The sequence below is a fragment of the Streptomyces sp. NPDC048659 genome, from assembly GCF_040650575.1.
GTDB lineage: Bacteria > Actinomycetota > Actinomycetes > Streptomycetales > Streptomycetaceae > Streptomyces.
Window position 1 is genome coordinate 83963 of sequence record NZ_JBEZHM010000016.1, and the last position, 22119, is coordinate 106081.

The following is a 22119-nucleotide window of genomic DNA, read 5'->3' on the forward strand; positions in this document are numbered from 1 at the left end:
GTATCCACACACATGCCCGCGCATCACCTCCGCGCCCGGCCCATAATCGGCTCCATGGACCTGCCGGTGATGCCGCCCGTGAAGCCGATGCTGGCGAAGGCGGTGAAGAAGATCCCGCCGGGGATGCAGTACGAGGCCAAGTGGGACGGCTTCCGCGCCCTGGTGCACCGGGACGGGCCCGAGCTGTTCATCGGCAGCCGCACCGGCAAGCCGCTGACCCGCTACTTCCCCGAGCTCGTCGAGGCGCTGCCCGCCCTGCTGCCCGAGCGCTGCGTGGTCGACGGGGAGATCGTCGTCGCGCACGGCGGACGGCTCGACTTCGACCGGCTCAGCGAGCGGATCCACCCGGCGGCGTCGCGGGTGCGGATGCTGGCGGAGACGACCCCGGCCCGGTTCATCGCCTTCGACCTGCTGGCCCTCGGCGACGACGCCCTCCTCGACACCCCGCTCGCCGAGCGCCGGGCCCTCCTCGAAGAGGCCCTGGCCGGGGTCGGCGCCCCCGTCCACCTCGCCCCGGCCACCCGGGACCCGGAGCTCGCGGCGCGCTGGTTCGAGCAGTACGAGGGCGCCGGTCTGGACGGCGTGATCGCCAAACCCCTCGATCTGCCCTACCGGCCCGACGCCCGCCTGATGTACAAGATCAAGCACGAGCGGACCGCCGACGTGGTGGTGGCCGGCTACCGCTTCCACAAGAGCGGCCCGGTCGTCGGCTCCCTGCTGCTCGGCCTGTACGACGCCGGGGGCACCCTCCAGCACGTGGGCGTGTGCGCCGCGTTCACCGCGCGGCGCCGCGAGGAGCTGGTGGCGGAGCTGGAGCCACTGCGGATGGACCCGCCGGACGGGCACCCGTGGGCGGCGTGGGCCGAGGAGTCGGCGCACGAGGGGGCCAGGCTGCCGGGCGCGCCGAGCCGCTGGTCCGGCAAGAAGGACCTGTCGTGGGTGGCGCTGCGCCCGGAGCGCGTCTGCGAGGTCGGCTACGACCACATGGAGGGCGACCGCTTCCGGCACACCGCGCAGTTCAAGCGCTGGCGCCCGGACCGCGCCCCGGAGTCCTGCGGCTACGGGCAGCTGGAGGAGCCGGTCTCGTACGATCTGGGCGCGATCCTCGGGTAGTCCGCGGGGCGGTCGCGCTCCGCCCCGGGGTGAGATGCCCCACACCGCGAAGATCGACAACTCCCGCTCCCCGTCGGCGCGTTCGATGGACCGGTGCGCGAGGGGGCGGCCGCACCCGGGCGCACCTGCGAGGACGCGCGGGGGCCCGGCCGGGCGGGCCCCCGGGTCCCGCCGGAGCGGCCCGGGAGTGTGGCCCGGCGGTGACGGACCCGTCGGCGAACCGCCACCCCGATCCGGTACGTATGGAGGGGAGAAGCACGCTCACCCGCCAGACCCCCAAGGACCGACCGTGATCGCCACGCCCTCGCCGCTCGTACCCGTCCCGATCCCCGACCGCGTCGCCGCGCTGATCGGCTCCTGCCTGCCGCTGCACGTGCTCCAGGCCGAGGTGGACGCCGACTGCGCGGCGCGCGAGGTGTACCGCTTCCGGGGACCGCTGTGCGCGGAGGACCGGGCCGACCGCGAGCACGCGCTGGCCGCGCTCGCCCGCGCCAACAAGGTGCTCGCCAAGCACCACCCGCAGCTCCCGGTGCGCCCGGGGCACTGACGGCGCGCGCCACCCCGCCGGACCATCCCGCCGGACCACCCTTCGGCACCGTCCTGTGCCGCCGCACCGGTTCGGACGTACTCCACATGCGGGACACCGGCGTCGGTGTGAGGCTGCGAGGGTGACCACCTCCAGCGAAGCCGCGACCGCGCCCCCGGCCGTCGAGCCGCCCGTGCTCGACCGACGCCGCCGCAACATCGTCTTCGGCACGATCATGCTCGGCGTGCTGCTGGCCGCACTGGACCAGACGATCGTGGGCACCGCGCTGCCGACGATCGTCTCGGACCTCGGCGGCGCGGCGCACATGTCGTGGGTGGTCACCGCGTATCTGCTGGCGGAGACCGTCGCGACCGTGCTGGTCGGCAAGTTCGGCGACCTCTTCGGCCGCAAGGTGATCTTCCAGATCTCCGCGATCGTCTTCATCACGGGCTCGTTCCTGTGCGGTCTCGCCACCAACATGACGCTGCTGATCGTCTGGCGCGGCGTGCAGGGCATCGGCGCCGGCGGTCTGATGGTCACCTCCATGGCCCTGATCGCCGACGTGATCCCGCTGCGCGAGCGCGGCAAGTACCAGGGCGCCATCGGCGCCGTGTTCGGCGTCTCGACCGTCATCGGGCCGCTGCTCGGCGGCCTGTTCACCGACCACCTGAGCTGGCGCTGGGCGTTCTACGTCAACGTGCCGATCGCGATCCTCGTCGTCATCGCCGCCGCCCGCACCATCCCCTCCGTGCGCTCCGTGAGCCGCCCGGTCATCGACTACGCGGGCATCGCGTTCGTCGCCGCCGGGTCCAGCGCCCTGATCCTGGCGACCAGTTGGGGCGGGAACGAGTACGCGTGGAGCTCCGGTGTCATCATCGGGCTGTTCGCAGGCGGGCTGCTGTCGCTGGCCCTGTTCTGCTGGGTGGAGACCCGGGCGGCCGAGCCGATGCTGCCGATGCGGCTCTTCCGCAACCCGGTCTTCACCGTCTGCTCCGTGCTCAGCTTCATCGTCGGCTTCGCGATGCTCGGCGCGATGACCTTCCTGCCGACGTACCTGCAGTACGTGGACGGGGACTCGGCGACGGTCTCCGGCTTCCGCACCCTGCCCATGGTGGTCGGCCTGCTGATCGCCTCCATCTTCAGCGGCAACGTCGTCAGCAAGACCGGGCACTACCGGACCTTCCCGATCGTCGGCTCGCTGGTGATGGGCGTGGGCCTCTATCTGCTGTCGCTGATGGGGCCGGGCACCAGCACCTGGCTGGAGTCGCTGTACATGTTCGTGCTCGGCGTCGGCATCGGCCTGTGCATGCAGGTGCTGACCATCGCCGTGCAGAACACCGTCGACTACGCGGACCTCGGCACGGCCACCTCCGGCGTCACCTTCTTCCGTACGCTCGGCAGCGCCTTCGGCACCGCGGTCTTCGGCACGATCTACGCCAACGCCCTCAAGCCCAACCTCACCGAGGGCACCGCGGAGGCGGCCACCCGGGCGGCGGGCCTCGGCCTCGACCCGGCGGCGGTCGCGAAGGCGTCGCAGAGCCCGGCCGGTGTCCACGCGCTGCCGGACCGGGTGGCGGAGCCGATCGTGCAGGCGTACGCGGACACCCTGCACACCGTCTTCCTGTGGACCGTGCCGGTCGCGGCCCTCGGCTTCGTCGTCGCGCTCTTCCTGAAGCAGGTGGCGCTGCGGGACACCGCCCGCGCCTCGGCGCCCGACATGGGCGAGGGCTTCGCCTCCCCCACCGGCAGCGGCGACTCGGCCAAGCTCCTCGAACTGTCGGTGGGGCGGATCATCCGCAAGACCGACCTCGACACGGCGCGGCGGATCGTGTCCGGCTCCGACACCCGGCTCGACACCGCCGGCGCCTGGGCGGTCATGCAGGTGGAGCTGTTCACCCGGCTGGTCGGGCACGCGAGCCTCGGGCTGATCTCGGCGGGCCGCCGGGTCCCGCCCGAGGTGCTGCTGCCGGTGTTCCAGCGGATGGTCGAGGAGGGCTTCCTCACCCGCGACGGCAATCTCCTCTCGCACACCGCCGCCGGGAAGCGCGAGGCGGAGGTCATCACCCGGGCCTGGGGCGACTGGCTCAGCGACCGGGTCGAGCGGGAGAGCGGCCGGCCCAGCGGCCCGGAGCTGCGGGCCGCGACGGACGCCATCGCGAAGAAGCTGATCGCGGAGGACCTGGCCCAGGGCCTGCCCCGGCACGAACGCGAACCGGCGGGCGCGACGGCGCGCTGACGGACCGGGGCAGGGCCGGGGTCGGCTCCGGTCCGGGCCAGGGCCGGGCCAGGACGGAGCCAAGGCGGGGCCGGGGCCGACCCCGGCCCCGGCCCGGCCCTCAGTCCAGGAAGTCCCCGTCCACGTACACCCACGCCCCCTCGTGCCGCTCGAAGCGGCTGCGCTCGTGGAGTTCGCCGTCCGCGCCGCCCTGGCGGAAGCGGGCCCGGAAGGTGACCGTGCCGTGCTGGTGGAAGGCGGTGCCGTCGCCGGTGGCCTCGATGTCCAGGCCGGTCCAGCGCAGCGCCGGGTCGAAGTCGACCTCGGCGGGCCGGGTCCGCGGCGCCCAGGTGCGCAGCAGGTACGGCTCGTCGCGGGCGACGAAGGCGCTGTAGCGGGAGCGCATCAGCAGCTCGGCGGTGGGCGCGGTGGCGGGTCCGGCGTGGAAACGGCCGCAGCAGGAGCCGTAGGGGGCGTCGAGGCCGCAGGGGCAGGGGGTGTCGGCGGTGAGCGCGGGCACGGCGGGGCGGGCGGTCTTGCCGCGGGCGTTGCGTCGGGACATGCGGTCATTGTCCCCTGCGGCAGGCGGGGGCGGGATCGCGCCATCCGAGGGGCGGGCCCCCGCACGGTGCTTCCGGTGTCCGGGGGCCGCCCCTATGCTCCTGCGCCGGATCACACTGTTACCGGCGGTAAAGGGGTGGGGCATGGAGCGTACGGGCACCTCACGGCGCGGATTCGTGGCGGGCGCGGCCGCCGTCACGGGAGCCGCGGTCGCCTCGACGGTCACCGTCGGCGCCGGACCGGCACAGGCCGCGACGGCCGCGGAGTCCGCCGCGCCGCTCTCCGTCGCCGTGCTGGGCGGCGGGGTCGCGGGGCTGACCGCGGCCCACGAACTGGCCGAGCGCGGCTACCGCGTGACCGTCTACGAGCGCCGGGCGCTCGGCGGCAAGGCGCGCTCCATGGACGTGCCGGACAGCGGGAGAGGCGGGCGCCGCGCGCTCCCCGCCGAGCACGGCTTCCGCTTCATCCCCGGCATCTACCACAACCTCCCCGACACCCTCCGGCGCATCCCCTTCCCCGGCAACGCCCACGGCGTGTGGGACAACCTGGTGGCCCCCGCCGAGATGTCCTTCGCCCGGACCGGCCGCGAGGACCTGCGCATCCCGCTGCCCTGGCCCGGCCACCGCCCGGCCGAGCTCACCCTCGACGAGATCCGCCGGGCGCTGACCGCGCTCCTGGAGACCGCCCGCTCCATCCCGCTGCACGAGGCGGCGTACTTCGTGGACCGCTTCCTCGTCTTCCTCACCAGCTGCCAGGAGCGGCGCGACGACACCTGGGAGCGCACCCCCTGGTGGGAGTTCCTGCGGGCCGAGCGGATGAGCTACGACTACCAGCGCATCCTGGCCGTGGGGCTCACCCGCAACATCGTGGCCACCAAGGCGGAGGAGGCCAGCACCCGCACGGTCGCCACCCTGCTGGAGGCGTTCGCCTTCAACGCGCTGGGGCGGGGCGCCGACGGGCCCCTGGACCGGATCCTGAACCTGCCCACCAACGAGGCGTGGATCGACCCCTGGGTGACCCATCTGAACGGCCTCGGCGTGGAGTTCCGGGTCGGCTGGACCGTGCGGGAGCTGGACTACGACGCCGGGGCCGGGCGGATCGCGGCGGTCCTGGCCGAGGACCCGCAGGGGGTCCGGCGCCGGGTGACCGCGGACCACTACGTGTCCGCGATGCCGGTCGAGCACGCCCGCCGGACCTGGAGCGCCGCGCTCCGGGCCGCCGACCCCCAGCTCGCCCGCTGCGACGCGCTGGAGACGGACTGGATGACCGGCATCCAGTTCTATCTGACGGAGAGCGCCCCGCTGCTCGCCGGGCACGCCAACTGCATCGACTCGCCCTGGTCGCTGACCGCGATCCAGCAGGCCCGGCACTGGCCGGCCCGGGACTTCCCCGCCGACTACGGCGACGGGGCGGTCGTCGACTGCCTCTCCGTGGACATCTCCGAGTGGGACCGGCCGGGCGTCCTGTACGGGAAGACCGCCAAGCAGTGCACCCGCGCGGAGGTCGCGAAGGAGGTGTGGGCCCAGCTGAAGGCATCGTTCAACGACACGGGCCGCACGGTGCTGAAGGACAGCGCGCTGCACTCCTGGTTCCTGGACCCCGGGGTGGACGGCCTCGGCACCCCGAACCCGACCAACGAGGACCAGCTCCTCGTCCACCCCGTGGGCACCTTCCACAACCGGCCGAAGGCGGCCACCCGGGTCCCGAACCTCTACCTGGCGGGCGACTACGTGGCCGTCGACATCGACCTGGCCACCATGGAGGGCGCCAACGCCTCCGCCCGCCAGGCCGTGAACGCGCTGCTCGACCGCACGGGCTCGGCCGCCGCCCGCTGCACGGTGCGGCCGCTGTTCAGCCCGCCGGAGCTGGAGGGCCTCAAGCGGCACGACCGGCTGCGCTACCGCCTGGGCCTGCGCAACGCCCTCGACCTGGGCTGAGCCGCCCGGCCCCGCCGGGCCGGCCGGCGCCGGGCGTCCACGGACTGGTCACGGAAACGGACGGGCGGCGGCGAATCCCGCGGGCCGCGCGGGAGCCCGAGTAGCGTACGCGCATGAAACTGACGATTCTCGGAGGCGGCGGATTCCGGGTGCCGCTGGTGTACGGCGCCCTGCTCGGCGACCACGCCGAGGGCCGGGTCACCCACGTCACCCTGTACGACCTGGACGCGGGGCGGCTCTCGGCGATCGCCCGGGTCCTCGCCGAGCAGGGCGAGGGCGTGCCCGACGCGCCGGTGGTGACCGCGACCACGGAGCTGGACGAGGCGCTGCGCGGCGCGGACTTCGTCTTCTCGGCGATCCGCGTGGGCGGGCTCGCGGGGCGGGCCGCCGACGAGCGGATCGCGCTGGCCGAGGGGGTGCTGGGGCAGGAGACGGTGGGCGCGGGCGGCATCGCGTACGGGCTGCGGACCCTGCCGGTGGTGACGCACATCGCGCGCCGGGTCGCCGAACTCGCCCCGGACGCCTGGGTCATCAACTTCACCAACCCCGCGGGCATGGTCACCGAGGCGATGTCCCGGATCCTCGGCGACCGGGTGATCGGCATCTGCGACTCCCCCGTGGGCCTGGGCCGCCGGGTCGCGCGGGTGCTCGGCGCGCGTCCGGGCGAGGCGTGGATCGACTACGTGGGCCTCAACCACCTGGGGTGGCTGCGCGGGCTGCGGGTCGGCGGGGAGGACCTGCTGCCGCGCCTGTTCGAGGACGAGGGGCTGCTGGGCTCCTTCGAGGAGGGCAAGCTCTTCGGCACCGAGTGGCTGCGCTCGCTGGGCGCGGTGCCCAACGAGTACCTGCACTACTACTACTTCAACCGGGAGGCGGTGCGCGCCTACCGGGAGGCCGAGCGGACCCGGGGCGCCTACCTCCTGGACCAGCAGTCCGGCTTCTACGACGAGATGGGCCGGCCCGACGCGCCCGCCCTGCCCGCCTGGCACCGCACCCTCGCCGAGCGCGAGGCGACCTACATGGCGCACAACCGGGAGGCGGCCGGGGTCGGCGAGCGGGACGAGGAGGACCTGGAGTCGGGCGGCTACGAGAAGGTGGCGCTGGCGCTGATGCGGGCGATCGCGCGCAACGAGCGGGCCACCCTCATCCTCAACGTGCGCAACCGGCACACCCTGTCGGTGCTGGACGCGGACGCGGTGATCGAGGTGCCCTGCTTCGTCGACGCGGCGGGCGCCCACCCGGTGTCGGTGGACCCGCTGCCGTACCACGCGGTGGGCCTGGTGACGGCGGTGAAGGCGGTCGAGCGGGAGGTCCTCGCGGCGGCGGAGAGCGGGTCGCGGGCGACGGCGGTGAAGGCGTTCGCGCTGCACCCGCTGGTCGACTCGGTGACGGTGGCCCGGCGGCTGGTGGAGGGCTACACCGCCGAGCACGCGGGGCTGGCCTATCTGCGCCACTGAGGCGGCACCGAGACGCCACTGACACGGCACCGACGCGTCACGCGGGCGGACGGCCGACGAACATCTTTACGCGGTTCGGGGGCGCGGCCTAGGCTCGCGCCCCATGACTTCACAGCGACGCAGGGGTGTTCGAAGAGGAGTGGCCCGGCTCGCCGCGGGCTGTCTGCTGGCCGCGGGCCTGGTGGGCACCGGGGCCGTGGCCGGCGGCGGCAGTCCGGCCGCCGCGCGGGCCGCGGAGGCGGGCGGCGCGGCGGTGGTTCCGGTGCAGACGACCGGTCCGGCCGACAAGCGGTTCAACCTGGTGGTGATGGGCGACGGGTACACGGCGGCCGAACTGCCCAAGTTCCGGGCGGACCTGGAGCGGCACCTGAGCACGCTGTGGAGCGTCGAGCCGTTCGCCTCCTACCGCTCGTACATCAACGTGTGGGCGGTGGAGGTGCCGTCGAAGGACTCCGGCGTCGACTGCGACCCGGGGCTCGACGCCCCGGCCCGGGACACGGCGCTCGACATGGGCTTCTGGGGCGGCTGCAACCCCGGCAGCGTGCAGCGGCTGCTGACCGTGGACAGCGCGAAGGCGGCCTCTCTCGCCGATCTGGTGCCCGGCACGAGCCGCGCCAACCGGCAGATCGTGGCGCTCGCGAACAGCTCCACCTACGGCGGCGCGGGCGGGTCCTACGCCACCGCGTCCGGCGGCAACGCGCTCTCCGCGCTCATCACCCCGCACGAGATAGGGCACTCGCTGGGCGGGCTCCAGGACGAGTACGACTACTACGCGCGCGGGGTGCCCGGCGGCGCGTACACCGACGGCGAGCCGGCCTCGGCCCACCACACCCTGCTGACCGAGCGGCAGTTGCGGGAGCAGCGCGCCAAGTGGTGGCGCTGGCTGGGCGAGGAGAGCGAGTCCGGCGGGGTCATCGGGCGGTACGAGGGCGGGATGTACAGCACCTCGGGCGTCTGGCGGCCGAGCCGGCACTCGATGATGAAGACCCTCGGCTACGCCTTCGACCAGGTGGAGCGCGAGGTGATGGTGCGGGCGATCTCCGCCAAGGTGGACCTGGTCCAGGGGCACGCCCCGAACGCGGCGCCGGTCGGGGCCGACCGGACGCTGTGGGTGGACACCCTGCACCCGGTCGGCGGCGAGCTGACGGTGGCGTGGCGGCTCGACGGGCGCCCGCTGCGCTCCGGCGGCGCCCGCTCGCTGGACCTGCGCGGGCTTGACCTGGCCCCGGGGCGTACGTACGCGCTGACGGCGACGGTCACCGACCCGACCCCGTTCGTGCGCGACCCGGCGGTGCGCGGCTCGGCCGCCCTGACCCGGACGGTGACGTGGACGGTGGACCCGGCGCTGCGCACGCCGAAGGACGCCACGCGCGCCGCCTTCGCCGGGCACACGGCGACCGGCCCGGCGGTGGGCGCGCGGTCGGTCGTGTACGCGGACACCACGCACCCGGCGCGCGGCATCCCGGCCGTGCGGTGGGCGCTCGACGGGCGGACGGTGCCGAACCCGGGCAACGACCGCGACCTCGACCTGGGCGCGCTGCGGCTGTCCCCGGGCACGCACACGCTGACGGCCCGGATCCCGGGCACGGCCGAGACGCTGAGCTGGACGGTCGACGCGGCACCCGCCGCCGCCCGCTACGAGCTGTCGGCGCCGCTGCGGACAGTGGAGCGGCCGGGGCGGCCCGTCGAGTACGTCTACGACGACGCGTTCACGATGCGGCTGACCGCGAGCGACGACCGGGACGGGGCCGTGGTGAACCAGTTCCGGGTGGACGGGGACGGCTGGTACACGTACTACGGCTGGCCGACGGACGCCTCGGCGCCGTTCCGCTTCTCCCCCTCGGGCACGGTCATCGACGACCTGGTCTACGGCAAGCTGGGCCGCAGCCGGGTGGTGCCCTGGGACGACGCGACGCCGGACTACGGCACCCACACGGTGGAGTACCGGACGGTGGACGCGGCGGGCAACGTGGGCCCGGCACGGAGCTTCCTGGTGACGCTGGTACGGAAGTAGCCCCCGGATACCCCTGACACGGAAGAAGGCCCGCCGGATGCCGGCGGGCCTTCTCCCTTCGTCGTGCGCGGGACGGGTCAGCGCTTGCGGCCGACGGCGGCCCAGCCCGGGATGGGGTCGTCGCCCTGGACCTGGACGGGCTCGCCCAGCTCCGGGTGCCACTCGGCGGTGAGCGAGACACCCGGCTCGACCAGGTCGAGGCCGTCGAAGAAGGCGGCGAGCTCGTCGCGCGAGCGCGGGCGCAGGGTCAGTCCGCGCGCCTTGTACATGGCGGCGGCCTTCGCGGCGCCCTCGGGGTCGAAGTCCCCGGTGACGTGCGAGAGGACGAGGTAGCTGCCCGGGGCGAGCTTCTCGACGATCTTGCCGACCAGCTCGTAGGCCCCGTCCTCGTCCCCCACGAAGTGCAGCAGGGCGAGCATCGACAGGGCGATGGGCTGGTCGAAGTCAAGGACCTTTCCGGCCCTTTCGAGGATCAGTTCGGGGTCGCGGGCGTCCGCCTGGATGTACTCGGTGGCCCCCTCGGGGGTCGAGCGCAGCAGGGCGGCGGCGTGCGCGAGCACGATCGGGTCGTTGTCGCAGTAGACGATCCGGGAGTCCGGCGCGGCCTCCTGCGCGATCTGGTGCAGGTTGGGCTCGGTGGGGATGCCGGTGCCGACGTCCAGGTACTGGCGGACGCCGGCGGCGCTGAGCCAGCGGGTGGCGCGGTGCATGAAGGCCCGGTTGACCCGGGCCATGTCACGGCCCCGGGCGTCGACGGTGAGGAGCTGGCGGGCCATCTCCTCGTCGACGGGGTAGTTGTCCTTGCCGCCCAGGAACCAGTCGTACATGCGCGCCGGATGCGGCTTGCTGGTGTCGATCCTCACGGATGCGGCGGGGTCCTGGGTCATCGGCTCTCTCCTCGGCGGGTCCAACGGTGGTGCTCACTGCAAGAGTTACGCGACGTGCGGGGTGTGGCGGAAGGGGTCAGGTGAGCAGAAAGTCAGCCTGACCTGATTTGGCCCCCTGGATGAAGGCGGCGATCTCCCCGTGGGTGTAGATGAGGGCGGGTCCTTCAGGGTCTGCGGACTGTCGCACGGCGACTCTGCCGTCGGCCAGCTTCATGGCCTCCACGCAGTTGCCCCCGTTCCCGCCGCTCCACGGCTTGTGCCAGCCTTCGGCACCGAGCTCAGCGGCGGGCATACCGTTGTATATGCGATCCATTCACAGCTCCTTGCGGAGGTTCCGCAGAACCTCCTTCGTGCGTTGTGCAGTCGCGGCCTGAGCCGCCATGCGGTCCATGACCTCGAGGTGGGAGGCCACCTCGGGGCGCGCGTCGAGATAGACGGCGCCGGTCAGGTACTCGCTGTAGACCATGTCCGGGAGTTCGGGCATGGCGAAGCGGAAGAGGACGAACGGCCCGTAGGTACCCGGATGGTGGCCTGAGCCGAACTCCGCGATCTGCAGGGTGACGTTCGGCAGCTCGGACGCTTCGAGCAGCCGGTCGAGCTGGGCGCGCATCACTTCGGGCCCGTCACCGACCGGCCGGCGGAAGACCGTCTCGTCCATGATCACCCAGAACTTGGGCGCGTCCTCCCTGGTGAGCAGGGACTGGCGCTCCATGCGGAGGGCTACATGACGGTCGATCTCCTCGGCATCGCTGCCGCCGACCGCCCCGCTGCGCAGAATGGCACGGGCGTAGTCCTCGGTCTGCAGCAGACCGGGGACGAACTGGGGCTCGTAGGCCCGGATGAGGCTCGCGGCCCCCTCCAGGCTGACGTACATGGAGAACCAGCCGGGCAGCACGTCGTGGAACCGCTGCCACCAGCCGGGGAGGTTGGCCTCCTCCGCGAGGGCGACGAAGCCCTCCGCCTCGGAGTCCGTGATGCCGTACGCCTTGAGCAGGAGCTGGACGTACGGGATCTTCAGCGCGACCTCGGCCGTCTCCATGCGCCGGATCGTGGCCGGAGCCACCCGGAGGATCTTGGCGGCCTCTTCCCTCTTCAGGCCGGCACGCTCCCGCAGATCCTGCAGACGCTTGCCGAGTACGACCTGTCCCACCGTGGGGGCGGACCGCGGCTCGCTCACTCTCAAGACCTCCCCGACGCGCTGTTTCGACGAGTGTGCCACGAAGCCCCGCCAGAGAGAACACGGCACTCTGCAATTTTCAGAGTGCCACTTGCCAAGTGTCCGAGTCAGGAGCACAGTATTCCGGTGAACCAGTACGCACTGCCGCCGTGCGCTCCACGGAGGACATGCGTACGGCATCCTGCCCACAGTTGTGAGGATCCGGTCGTGGCTTCTGGTAACGCGTATTCCTCAGGTCTCATGAGCCCTCGCGTCATGCCCCAGCGACCGCACCCCCACTCCGACGTCCGCAGGTTCGCCTTCGAGCTGCCCGCCCGCGCCGAGTCCGTGGCCCGCGCCCGCCGCCTCGCCGAGGAGCGCCTCGTCCTGTGGGGCTGCGACCCGGAGATCCGCGACACCGTCGCCCTCGTCGTCTCCGAGCTGGTCACCAACGCCGTCGTCCACACCGCGAGCGCCCGGGTCGTGTGCGAGCTGCGCGAGGGCGAGGAGCGGCTGCGGATAGCCGTGCGCGACGAGGGCGGTCCCGCCGGACCCTGCATACGCGAGTGCGGCGAGGACGAGCGGGGCCGCGGCCTCATCCTCGTCGACGCGCTCTGCGCGGCCTGGGGCGCCGACCGCACCGGACACGGCACCGCGCAGGTCGTCTGGGCGGAGCTCGCGCACGGCATGGCCGAGCCGTGCTGAGGACCATGGCGACGCTGCTCGTCCCGCGCGCCCGCAAGAGCCCCGAGAACGCCCCCTCCCGCTCCCGCGCCCACGTCGGCGTGACCCGCCTCGCCGTCCCGCCGGACCTCCCGGCCACCCTCGGCTCCGACGCGATCGGCGTCCCCGCCCGCTACGGCTTCCGCATCCTGTCCCGGCTCCCCGCCAAGGGCTGCGTGTACGCGGACGCCGACTGGTGGTGGTGGCTGGTCCCGGCCGGCTCCGACCAGGACCTGACCTGGCCGCTGCCCTCCTGCTACGCCCCCGGCGCCGTGGTCCCCGACCGCCGCCCCCGGCTGATCCACCACCCGGACGGCGACTCCCCGTACACCCCGCCGATCCCGCTCTACCTGCTGATCTGCCAGCTGACCGGGATCGCCCCGGCCTGGAGCGTCCCTCCGCAGGTGCGCAGCACCCTGTGAGCGCTGGGCGACCGCGCCGGGGCACGCCCTAGGCTCGGGGCCATGTTCTCCCCCGAGGGCCCCACCCTCCGCGAGCTGACCGTGCAGGCGCTCTCCTCCGTCGAGCACGGCTACGACCTGCTGGCCGGCCGCTTCGACGCTACCCCGTTCCGCACCTCCGACCGGCTGCTGGGCGCGGTCGCCGAGACCCTGGAGCCGCTCGGCCCCTTCGGCCCCGGCCTGGACGTCTGCTGCGGCACCGGCGCCGGCCTCTCCGTGCTGCGCTCGGTGTGCGCGGGCCCGGTCACCGGCGTGGACTTCAGCGCCGGGATGCTCGCCGAGGCCCGCGCCGCGCACCCGGAGGCGGCCCTGGTCCGGGCCGACGCCCGCGCGCTGCCCTTCACCGCCGCCTTCGACCTCGCGGTCAGCTTCGGCGCCTTCGGCCACTTCCTCCCCGCCGAGCAGGAGACCCTGTTCCGGGAGGTCCACCGTTCCCTGCGGCCCGGCGGCACCTTCGCCTTCCCGCTGCCCGCACCGCCGCCGGTCGGCTCGGCCCCCTACTGGACGCTGTGGGGCTTCGACGCGGCGATGCGGCTGCGCAACGCGGTGTGGCGGCCCCCGTTCGTCATGTACTACCGCACCTTCCGCCTGACGGACGTCCGCCACCGCCTGGCCACCGCGGGCTTCCGCACGGACCTCCTCCCGATCCCGTCCCTCGGCTTCCGCGAGGACGGCGCCCCGCGCTGCCGGCTGGTGATGGCGCGCAAGGGCTGAGCCGCGCGCCTCAGCGGGTGGGGCAGGACCCGGGGCGCTCCTCGTGCGGCGCGATCCGCAGCCGGTCGAGCGGGGCCTTGAGCGCCGCGCCCGCCTTGGTGTCCCACAGCACGACCGTGCCGCCCGCGTCCCCGATCCTGAGGTACGGGCTGCTCACCGAGAGCACGCCGCCGTCCACCGGGACGGCGTCGGCCCGGCCGACGGGCAGGACGCAGACCCACTCGGGTTCGATCCCGTAGTAGCCGGCCGGCGTCCGCCCCTTCGCCGCGGCCGCCACGGCGTCGGCCCCGGCCTGGCCCGCGCGCAGCAGCCCCGCCTCGAGCACGCCCAGCGTCAGCAGCGCCACGCTCACCACCAAGAGCACCACGTTGCCGAACCAGCGGTCCTTCACGTACAGGTGGAAGTGCTTCATGTACCCGAGGAGGCTCGGCACGAAGAGCCACAGGCTCATGCAGGCCGCGAGCTTGAGCATGGCGAGGAGCTGGTGGGCCCGGGGGACGTCGACGTCCTCCAGGTCGAGGCCGAAGGCGTCCAGGTACATGGTGTGGATCCCGAGCCCCAGCCCGGGGACGAAGCCGAAGAACAGCGGCACCAGCAGCGGGATGAGCCACGGCGCCGTGCGCTGCCAGCTCCACTGCCGGACGAGGAGCCGGACGCCGTTGACGACCACCGCGGCGATCAGGCACACCAGCAGGACGGACGAGCCGAAGCCGACGTCCGGCGCGCTGAGCGCCGCCCGGGCCCCCAGGCCCGCCGCGGCCACGGTGAGCAGGCAGCCCGCCACCAGCGATCCGGCCCGTGTCGCGCCCGGGGCCATGGCCCGCCAGCTCGCACCCGCGCCCGCGGCCACGACGCAGAGCACGCCGAGCACCCACCACCAGGAGCCGGCCCCGTGCGACCGGCCGTCCACGAGCCGCGCCCCGGCCCAGAGGCCGACGCAGAGCAGCGCCGCCGTCCTGGTCATCCGGGAGGCGCCCTCCTTGCGGCCGACACGCCCCGGGGCCGGGCGCGTGGTGGTGCCCGACGGCCTGCGTGCCGCCACCCGCCCGCCGCGCGGCGCGGTGCCGGGCAGCGGCCGGGCGGCGAGGTACTGCGCCTCCCCCGGCGTCCGGGCGAGGATCAGCCGGCCCGTGTCCCGGCTCCCGGTGTGCTCCGCGCGCCAGACATCCGTACGCTCCCGCCAGTACCGGCGCCTCGGGACCGCCGCGCCGCGCGGCGGGGCGGCGGGGCGCTCGTAGGCGAACCAGTGCGGCAGATCCGCCGGATCCCGCGCGACGAGCTCGACCGCCTGGACCTGGAGGTCGAGGAGCAGCTCGTCACCGAGGAGCTCGACGCGCTCGCGCGCGCCCCGGGTCGCGTTGCGCCGGCTGCCGGGGAACCTCGCCTCCACGACGTACCAGACCAGCCGGTCCGCGACCGAGGACAGCCGGCCCCGGCGTTCGAACACCGGCCAGCCCCGCTCCTCGAAGGCCCGCTCCAGCAGCTCGCAGTCCGCGGCCGTGCCCCTCAGCTCGACCAGCGCCACCGCTCTCTGGTCGAACCGCTGCCCCCCACGCATGACACCCTCCCCGGGAAACGCAAAAGACCCCAGCTTAGCTGGGGTCCTTCGTCTGGTGTCCGAGGGGGGACTTGAACCCCCACGCCCGATAAAGGGCACTAGCACCTCAAGCTAGCGCGTCTGCCATTCCGCCACCCGGACGGGTGTTTCGCCACCCCGGTGTTCCCCGCGGCGACATGGACAACTCTACCAGGGGTTCGGGGTGGCTTTCACCAGTGTTTTCCGTGGTCAGTGGGGTGCGGACGCCTTGTTGTCCTTGATCCAGTCCTGGTTGTCCTGCCAGCCGTACAGCGTGTGTCCGTCCAGGTACGCGTAGTACAGGCCGCAGCGAGCGGTGGCCTTCGGCTTCACGTCCTTCGGGAGCCAGTCGGGGGTCAGGGCCGGGTCGGGGCGGGACGCGTCGGCGGCGAGGGGGGTGCAGCCGGCGGGGAGCTCGGCCGTCGGGAGGGCGGCCTTCAGGGCGCGGTCGCCGCCGGTGGTCTTCATGGCGTACTCGACGGCGCCGGCCTGGTCCGGGAGCCAGCGCGGGACCGAGGGGCGGTCGGACTTGGCGGCGGCACCGGTCGCGTAGGAGGAGTACTCGTCGTGGCGGCCGTCCCACCAGTCGGCGGCGGCGGGAGCGGCGACGGCTCCGGCGAAGACGAGGGCGCCGAGGGCGGCGGTGGAGGCGAGGGCGATCGCGGTGCGGTTCATGTGTTCCATCGTGGGCGCCGTCCGGGCCCGTTCTCGTACGTCCGGAGGACCGTTCCGGGTACGACTCGGGGCGCACGGGGCGTCGCCGCACCCTAGGGGACGGCGGCGCCTACCCTGCGCCGGGTGGATCCTCATGCGCCGTCCGTCCCGTACCGCAGGCCCCGGATGCTGTCCCCGCTGCGCGAGCACCTGCGGGACACCTTCTGGTTCGCGCCCGTCGCCTCGATGGTGCTGATCACGCTGCTGTGGTGGGGCTGCTCCGCCCTGGACACCGCGATCGTGGAGGCGCTCCAGGACGCCGGGGAGTACGAGGCGGTCGGCGACCTGGTGGGGATCGCCGACGACGCGAAGACGATCGTGACGACGATCAGCTCGGCGATGATGACGTTCATCGGTGTGGTCTTCTCGATCTCGCTGGTCGCCGTGCAGATGGCGAGCGGGCAGTTCAGCCCCCGGATCGTGCGGATCTTCATCCGCAGCCGGATCACCAAGGCCACCTTCTCCGTCTTCCTCGCCACCTTCCTGCTGTCGCTGCTGGTGCTGACCTCGTACGAGAGCGAGACCGACCCGCGGCTGGTGCAGACGGTGCCGCTGGTGCAGTCGATCCTCACGCTGGTGATGGTCGCGCTGAGCCTGCTGCTCTTCGTGGCGTACGTGAACTCCACGCTGCGCCTGATGCGGGTGGGCCACGTGGTGGACCGGATCACCTGGGAGGCGTTCCGGGTGCTGGAGAAGACCCCGGAGCACGCGGCGGGGGCCGGGGGGCTCGGCCCGGCCACCGACGAGCTGGTGCACCGGGGCAAGGCCGGGGTGCTGCGCGACGTGAACGTGGCCCTGCTCGTCGCGGCGGCCCGGCGGCACGGGGTGGTGCTGCGGCTGCTGCCGAGGATCGGCGACTTCGTGGTGCCGGGCACGCCGATCCTGGCCGTGCACGGCGGCACGGTGCCGCGCCGGGTGGCGGGCGCGGTGTCGGTGGGCATCGAGCGGACCTTCCACCAGGACCTGGGCTTCGGGCTGCGGCAGCTCTCCGACATCGCGCTGCGGGCCCTCTCCCCCGCCGTGAACGACCCGACGACGGCGGTGCAGTGCCTGGACCGGATCACGCAGTTCCTGGCCGCCCTCGCGCACCGGCCGCTGGGCGCGGTGGAGTACCGGGACCGGCGGCGCGGCGGCGGGACGGTGCGGTTCGTGCAGGACGGGCCGGACTGGACGGACCTGGTGGACCTGGGTTTCGCCGAGATCCGCGGCTGCGCGGCGGACAGCCCGCAGGTCTCCCGGCGGATGCTCGCCGGGCTCGACGACCTGCTGGCGCGGGTCCCGCCGGAGCGGGCGGCTCCGCTGCTGCGGCACCGCACGCTCCTGGTCCGGCTGGTGGAGCGCACGGTGCCGGAGGCGGCCGACCGGTCCTTCGCGCTGGAGCCGGACCGTCAGGGCATCGGCTGAGCGGTGCGGTGACCGCGGGGGCCCGACGCCCCCCGGCGCCTGCTCCCGGACTCACCTTCCGCCACCACCCCCGGTCCCGGTCCACTCCCGGCCCGGAGTCCGTCAGGTCGGCGGGGCGGCCCGGACCTCGGCGAGCCGGGCGGAGACCACCACGTTGCCGGTGTAGCCGGTGTCCCGCGCGTAGCGTCCGCCGCAGGTGATCAGGCGGAGTTCGGGGCGGCCGGTGGAGCCGTAGACCCGTGCGGCGGGGAAGCCGTCCTTGGGGACGAGCTCGACGCCGTACACGGTGAAGACGGCGGTGCGCCCGTCGGCGCGGACGATCTCGACGCGCCGGTCCCGCGTGAGCGCGCCGAGGTCGTGGAAGACCCCGCGGCCCTCCGGAGTGTCGACGTGTCCGACCAGGACGGCGGTGCCCCGCTCGCCGGGGGTGACGGCGCCGGTGAACCAGCCGGCGAGGGCGGGCCGGTCCGGCGGCGGGGCGTCGATCCAGCCCTCTGTGTCCAGGCCCACGGCCGCGAGCGGCGCGTCGACGCGGACGGACGGCACCCGCACCCGTACGGGCCGGGCGGCGGGCAGCGGTCCCGGGGCCGCCGCCGGGACCGCGGGGACGGCCGCCGCGGCGGTGCCGGGCGCGGCGGCGGCCGGGGGCAGCGGGGGTCCCTCGGCGCGCAGCGCGTCGGTGCCGCCGCGCAGCAGGTGCACGCCGACGAGGAGGACGACGGCGACGACGCCCCAGGCGCCGGGCCGTCCCGGTCCGTTCGAGCCGTGCACCGTGCCGCCTCGCCCTCTCCTGGTGTCCGCTGGTGTCCGTGCCCGCCATGGGCTGGCGCCCCCTCGCCCCGGACCTCGTCACTCCGGGGCGAAGGGGCCGTTTCGGTTGCCCCGGGGGCCGGTTCAGGTCCCGGAGCCGCCGCGCCGGGCCAGCACCACGGCGGCGGCGAGCGCGCCGACGATGAGGACGCCGCCGGTGACCGCCTCGGCGACGCCGATGCCGCCGGAGTCCTCGGCGGCCGCGGCGGTGCCGAAGCCCGCCTTGACGCCCTTGTGGGCGCCGGTCGTGCCGCCGTCGTGGCCGCCCTCGTGGGCCCCGCCGCCGGAGACGGTGAGCGGGGCGGTGCCGCGTTCGCCCTTGCAGTCGAAGGCGATCTCGTACCGGGCGCCCGCCTTGGCGTCGACGTCGACGGTGGCGGTGCCCTCGCGGCCCTCGGTGAGGGTGACCGTGTCGAAGATCCCGGACTCGACGGTCACGGTGGGCACCTGGCAGCCGTCGGCCTTGAGGGTGACGGTGCCGCCGGGGGCGACGGTCTCGGGCGTGACGGAGAAGCCGAAGGAGGTGATGCCGTGCCCCGTGCCGTCCGTGCCGTCCTTGGGGCCGCCGCCGTCCTCCGCCAAGGCCGCGGGCGCGCCGAGAACGAGGACGGCCGTGGCGAGCGGGCCGGCGAGCAGGGCTGCGGCGGCGGCGCGTATCGCACGCATGGCGGTCCTCCAGATCACGCGAGGGGCGGTCGCGGAGGTCTCCGCGGACGGGCCGTCGAAAGACCCTCGCCGCGATCGAAGCTAGGCGCGCGCCCGGTGTCCCGCCACCGGGCTCCGCCGAACGGGGCACCGGGGCGCGCGCCCGCGCCTCAGGGGATCCGGACGACCTGTCCGGCGTAGGAGAGGTTGCCGCCGAAGCCGAAGAGCAGGACGGGGGCGCCGGAGGAGAGTTCGCCGCGTTCGACGAGCTTGGACAGGGCGAGCGGCACGGAGGCGGCGGAGGTGTTGCCGGAGTCGACGACGTCGCGGGCGACGATCGCGTTGACGGCGCCGATCTTCGCGGCGAGCGGCTCGACGATCCGCAGGTTGGCCTGGTGGAGGACCACCCCGGCCAGCTCCTCGGGGGCGACGCCCGAGCGTTCGCACGCCTTGCGGGCGAGGGCGGGGAGCTGCTGGGTGGCCCAGCGGTAGACGGACTGGCCCTCCTGGGCGAAGCGCGGCGGGGTGCCCTCGATGCGGACGGCGTGGCCCATCTCGGGGACCGAGCCCCACAGCACGGGGCCGATGGCGCCGGTGTCGGTCTCGGTGGCCTCGACGATCGCGGCGCCGGCCCCGTCGCCGACGAGGACGCAGGTGGTGCGGTCGGTCCAGTCGGTGACGTCGGTCATCTTGTCGGCGCCGATGACCAGGGCGCGGCGGGCGGCGCCGGCGCGGACGGCGTGGTCGGCGGTGGCGAGCGCGTGGGTGAAGCCGGCGCAGACCACGTTGAGGTCCATGGTGGCGGGCGAGGCCATGCCGAGCCGGGCGGCCACGCGGGCGGCGGTGTTCGGCGAGCGGTCGATGGCGGTGGAGGTGGCGACCAGGACCAGGTCGATGTCGGCGGCGGTCAGGCCGGCGGAGGCGAGCGCCTTGCCTCCGGCGTGCGCGGCGAGTTCGTCGACCGGTTCCTCGGGTCCGGCGATGTGCCGGGTGCGGATGCCGACCCGGCTGGTGATCCAGTCGTCGCTCGTCTCGACGAGAGCGGCCAGGTCGTCGTTGGTGAGCACCTTGGCGGGCTGGTAGTGCCCGAGCGCGGCGATTCGAGTGCCCGTCATGCCCGGGACCCCCTCGGTGGTTCGTTCGTCGGCAGGACCCCCCAGTCTCGTGAGCGACTGATGGGTAACAGGTCACGTAAACCACCAAGATTCACCCGAAGTGCCTGTACGACCGTGACAAGAGGAGAATGGGACGGTCGGGCCCCGGGGGGTCATCGCGCGGACGGAATCGAGTGCAGCCAATGGGACGGGTCACCGAGCGACGGCGGGTCGTGCGCATCCGGGGCGGGGCGGTGAACGAGCGCCCGGACACCCTGGTGGCGGAGGAGCCGCTGGAGATCCGGCTGAACGGGCGGCCGATCGCGATCACCATGCGCACGCCGGGCGACGACTTCGCGCTGGCGGCGGGCTTCCTGGTCAGCGAGGGGGTGCTGGCGGCGGCCGGGGACGTGCGGAACATCGTGTACTGCGCGGGGGCGAAGGACGACGGCTCGAACACGTACAACGTGGTGGACGTGCAGCTCGCGCCGGGTGTGCCGGTCCCGGACATCTCGCTGGAGCGGAACGTCTACACGACCTCGTCGTGCGGGCTGTGCGGCAAGGCGAGCCTGGACGCGGTGCGCACCACGGCCCGCTTCCCGATCGCGGACGCGCCGCCGGTGCGGCTGACACCCACGCTGCTGTCCGTCCTGCCGGAGCGGCTGCGGGCGGCGCAGCGGGTCTTCGACCGGACCGGGGGGCTGCACGCGGCGGCGCTGTTCTCGGAGGACGGCGAACTGCTGGACGTACGGGAGGACGTGGGCCGGCACAACGCGGTGGACAAGCTGGTGGGCCGGGCGCTGCGCGAGGGGCTGCTGCCGCTGTCGCGGGCGGTGCTGCTGGTGTCGGGGCGGGCCTCGTTCGAGCTGGCGCAGAAGGCGGTGATGGCGGGGGTGCCGGTGCTGGCGGCGGTCTCGGCGCCGTCGTCGCTCGCGGTGGACCTGGCGGCGGAGTCGGGGCTGACGCTGGTGGGCTTCCTGCGCGGGCCGGACATGAACGTGTACGCGGGCGAGCACCGGATCGCGCTGGAGCGGGTGCCGTAGGGGGCGCCGTCCGGCATTCCGCCGCGGGTCCGGCCCGCCGGGAGCGGCATCGGCGGGCCGGGGCCGGGCCGCGACTGGAGGGACACGCCCCTGGGCCGGTCCGACGGGTCCGGCCCGCCCGGCCCGGTCCGACGCGAATCGTCAGCCAGGCCCTAGTTCTTCGGCGGGTCGATCATCTGGAGGGCGAGGGTGGCCGGGGGCGGGACGACTCCGGGGCCGCCGGCCGCCGTCCAGGCGAGTATCTCGTCGAGGCAGTCCTGGTCGGCGCTCCAGCCGATCCAGGCGGCCCGGCCGCCGCGGCGGCGGCCCTCGGTGGAGGGCTGGACGACGAGGACGTCGGCCTGGGCGCAGGGGCCGAGGCAGTCGCTGGTGCGGACGAGGAGCCGGCCGCCGGAGGCCGCGGCGGCCTCGCGGAGCCGGGCGAGCTGGCCCGTGTGGTCCATGCCGGGGTTCTTGCGGGGGTCGCCGCAGCAGCAGCCTCGGCAGACGACGAGCGAGCAGGGGCGGGCCCCGTACCGTATCGGCACCCGGGTCATGCCGGGCCGTCCAGGGTGATGGCGGCGGCGGGGGCGACCGTGCCCAGGCGGGGGAAGTCGAGCCGGACGGAGGCGTGGTGCTCGTCGGCGGTGAGGGCGGTCATGGCGTCCTCGGCGAAGACGAGTTCGTAGCCGAGGTCGGCGGCGGCGCGGGCGGTGGACTCGACGCCGAGGTTGGTGGCGATGCCGCCGAAGACGAGGGTGGAGACGCCGTGTCCGCCGAGCACCTCGTGCAGGCCGGTGCCCTGGAAGCCGCCGATGGTGCGCTTGACGACGACGGTGTCGCCGTCGTGGACGAGGGCGGGGACGAGCTCGCTGCCGGGTGGCTGGAACTCGACGCCCGGGCGTTCGACCCGGAGGTGGACCACGGGTGCGCCGGCCGCGCGGAAGGCGTGGGCCAGGCGGTCGGCGGCGGCCAGGACGTCGGTGCCGGAGCGGGGGGCGAGGGGCAGCGCGACGATGCGTTCCATCAGGTCGACGAGGACGAGCGCGCTGCGGCCGGGATCGAGTGCGGGCATGGGAGCACCGTAGCG

The 22119-nt window shown here is 74.1% G+C and carries 22 protein-coding genes and 1 tRNA gene; 11 read left to right on the forward strand and 12 right to left on the reverse strand.

The window, feature by feature from the left end; translation table 11 throughout:
- The first annotated feature begins 54 nt into the window (after positions 1–54).
- The 3 genes from AB0C99_RS15145 to AB0C99_RS15155 all read left to right on the forward strand — a co-directional run bounded on the left by AB0C99_RS15145 (position 55) and on the right by AB0C99_RS15155 (position 3875).
- Complete coding sequence (locus tag AB0C99_RS15145; protein WP_362474844.1) at positions 55–1113, forward strand: ATP-dependent DNA ligase; 1059 nt, start codon at positions 55–57, stop codon at positions 1111–1113.
- A gap of 292 nt (positions 1114–1405) precedes the next feature.
- Entirely contained in the window at positions 1406–1660 is a 255-nt protein-coding gene (locus tag AB0C99_RS15150; protein WP_362475002.1) for a hypothetical protein, read from the forward strand.
- Positions 1661–1781: 121 nt separating this feature from the next.
- Complete coding sequence (locus tag AB0C99_RS15155) at positions 1782–3875, forward strand: MDR family MFS transporter (protein ID WP_362474847.1); 2094 nt, start codon at positions 1782–1784, stop codon at positions 3873–3875.
- 100 nt (positions 3876–3975) lie between these two features.
- Here AB0C99_RS15155 and AB0C99_RS15160 read toward each other — a convergent pair whose 3' ends face one another.
- Positions 3976–4416 (reverse strand): YchJ family metal-binding protein, encoded by a 441-nt coding sequence (locus AB0C99_RS15160; RefSeq protein ID WP_362474850.1) that lies wholly within the window; start codon positions 4414–4416, stop codon positions 3976–3978.
- A gap of 142 nt (positions 4417–4558) precedes the next feature.
- Here AB0C99_RS15160 and AB0C99_RS15165 point away from each other — a divergent pair, with 142 nt between their 5' ends.
- The 3 genes from AB0C99_RS15165 (at position 4559) to AB0C99_RS15175 (ending at position 9823) form a co-directional block, all read left to right on the forward strand.
- Positions 4559–6352, forward strand: coding sequence for an FAD-dependent oxidoreductase (locus AB0C99_RS15165; RefSeq protein ID WP_362474853.1), 1794 nt, complete (start codon positions 4559–4561; stop codon positions 6350–6352).
- A 113-nt stretch (positions 6353–6465) separates the two neighbouring features.
- Complete coding sequence (locus tag AB0C99_RS15170) at positions 6466–7809, forward strand: 6-phospho-beta-glucosidase (protein ID WP_362474856.1); 1344 nt, start codon at positions 6466–6468, stop codon at positions 7807–7809.
- A gap of 103 nt (positions 7810–7912) precedes the next feature.
- Positions 7913–9823: a M64 family metallopeptidase gene (locus tag AB0C99_RS15175; protein WP_362474858.1), complete on the forward strand. Its 1911-nt coding sequence runs from the start codon at positions 7913–7915 to the stop codon at positions 9821–9823.
- 77 nt (positions 9824–9900) lie between these two features.
- On the opposite strand, the gene AB0C99_RS15180 is transcribed toward AB0C99_RS15175, so the two are convergent.
- The 3 genes from AB0C99_RS15180 to AB0C99_RS15190 all read right to left on the reverse strand — a co-directional run bounded on the left by AB0C99_RS15180 (position 9901) and on the right by AB0C99_RS15190 (position 11887).
- Entirely contained in the window at positions 9901–10710 is an 810-nt protein-coding gene (locus AB0C99_RS15180) for an SAM-dependent methyltransferase (protein ID WP_362474861.1), read from the reverse strand.
- A 76-nt stretch (positions 10711–10786) separates the two neighbouring features.
- On the reverse strand, positions 10787–11023 hold the full coding sequence (locus tag AB0C99_RS15185; protein ID WP_015037566.1) for a DUF397 domain-containing protein: 237 nt from the start codon (positions 11021–11023) through the stop codon (positions 10787–10789).
- Complete coding sequence (locus AB0C99_RS15190) at positions 11024–11887, reverse strand: helix-turn-helix transcriptional regulator (protein WP_362474864.1); 864 nt, start codon at positions 11885–11887, stop codon at positions 11024–11026. It abuts the gene before it with no gap.
- 255 nt (positions 11888–12142) lie between these two features.
- On the opposite strand from AB0C99_RS15190, the gene AB0C99_RS15195 reads away from it, so the two are divergent.
- Genes AB0C99_RS15195 through AB0C99_RS15205 form a run of 3 tightly spaced genes read left to right on the forward strand, consistent with a single transcriptional unit; the run spans position 12143 to position 13764 of the window.
- A complete protein-coding gene (locus AB0C99_RS15195; protein WP_362474867.1) occupies positions 12143–12571 on the forward strand; it encodes an ATP-binding protein in 429 nt (142 codons plus the stop codon).
- A gap of 5 nt (positions 12572–12576) precedes the next feature.
- The gene (locus AB0C99_RS15200; RefSeq protein ID WP_362475003.1) at positions 12577–13011 is read left to right on the forward strand and encodes a hypothetical protein; all 435 of its coding nucleotides are present in this window, start codon (positions 12577–12579) and stop codon (positions 13009–13011) included.
- A 42-nt stretch (positions 13012–13053) separates the two neighbouring features.
- Positions 13054–13764: a class I SAM-dependent methyltransferase gene (locus AB0C99_RS15205; protein WP_362474870.1), complete on the forward strand. Its 711-nt coding sequence runs from the start codon at positions 13054–13056 to the stop codon at positions 13762–13764.
- 10 nt (positions 13765–13774) lie between these two features.
- Here AB0C99_RS15205 and AB0C99_RS15210 read toward each other — a convergent pair whose 3' ends face one another.
- The 3 genes from AB0C99_RS15210 to AB0C99_RS15220 all read right to left on the reverse strand — a co-directional run bounded on the left by AB0C99_RS15210 (position 13775) and on the right by AB0C99_RS15220 (position 16015).
- Positions 13775–15322: a hypothetical protein gene (locus AB0C99_RS15210; RefSeq protein ID WP_362474873.1), complete on the reverse strand. Its 1548-nt coding sequence runs from the start codon at positions 15320–15322 to the stop codon at positions 13775–13777.
- Between the two features lie 53 nt (positions 15323–15375).
- Positions 15376–15463: transfer RNA gene (locus AB0C99_RS15215), tRNA-Leu, on the reverse strand.
- An 87-nt stretch (positions 15464–15550) separates the two neighbouring features.
- Entirely contained in the window at positions 15551–16015 is a 465-nt protein-coding gene (locus AB0C99_RS15220) for a hypothetical protein (RefSeq protein ID WP_362474876.1), read from the reverse strand.
- Positions 16016–16180: 165 nt separating this feature from the next.
- Here AB0C99_RS15220 and AB0C99_RS15225 point away from each other — a divergent pair, with 165 nt between their 5' ends.
- A complete protein-coding gene (locus AB0C99_RS15225; RefSeq protein ID WP_362475005.1) occupies positions 16181–17458 on the forward strand; it encodes a DUF2254 domain-containing protein in 1278 nt (425 codons plus the stop codon).
- A gap of 102 nt (positions 17459–17560) precedes the next feature.
- On the opposite strand, the gene AB0C99_RS15230 is transcribed toward AB0C99_RS15225, so the two are convergent.
- The 3 genes from AB0C99_RS15230 to AB0C99_RS15240 form a co-directional block, all read right to left on the reverse strand.
- Positions 17561–18229: a class F sortase gene (locus tag AB0C99_RS15230; protein WP_362474879.1), complete on the reverse strand. Its 669-nt coding sequence runs from the start codon at positions 18227–18229 to the stop codon at positions 17561–17563.
- A 123-nt stretch (positions 18230–18352) separates the two neighbouring features.
- Positions 18353–18934, reverse strand: a complete 582-nt coding sequence (locus tag AB0C99_RS15235; protein WP_362474881.1) for a hypothetical protein — start codon at positions 18932–18934, stop codon at positions 18353–18355.
- A 149-nt stretch (positions 18935–19083) separates the two neighbouring features.
- A complete protein-coding gene (locus AB0C99_RS15240; RefSeq protein WP_362474884.1) occupies positions 19084–20028 on the reverse strand; it encodes a beta-ketoacyl-ACP synthase III in 945 nt (314 codons plus the stop codon).
- Between the two features lie 182 nt (positions 20029–20210).
- Here AB0C99_RS15240 and fdhD point away from each other — a divergent pair, with 182 nt between their 5' ends.
- A complete protein-coding gene (gene fdhD, locus AB0C99_RS15245; RefSeq protein WP_362474887.1) occupies positions 20211–21050 on the forward strand; it encodes a formate dehydrogenase accessory sulfurtransferase FdhD in 840 nt (279 codons plus the stop codon).
- A gap of 152 nt (positions 21051–21202) precedes the next feature.
- Here fdhD and AB0C99_RS15250 read toward each other — a convergent pair whose 3' ends face one another.
- Both AB0C99_RS15250 and AB0C99_RS15255 read right to left on the reverse strand, forming a co-directional pair.
- Positions 21203–21586, reverse strand: a complete 384-nt coding sequence (locus AB0C99_RS15250; protein WP_362474890.1) for a (2Fe-2S) ferredoxin domain-containing protein — start codon at positions 21584–21586, stop codon at positions 21203–21205.
- A complete protein-coding gene (locus AB0C99_RS15255; protein WP_362474893.1) occupies positions 21583–22104 on the reverse strand; it encodes an isochorismatase family protein in 522 nt (173 codons plus the stop codon). Before AB0C99_RS15255 ends, AB0C99_RS15250 begins: the two co-directional genes overlap by 4 nt.
- Between the last annotated feature and the right edge of the window lie 15 nt (positions 22105–22119).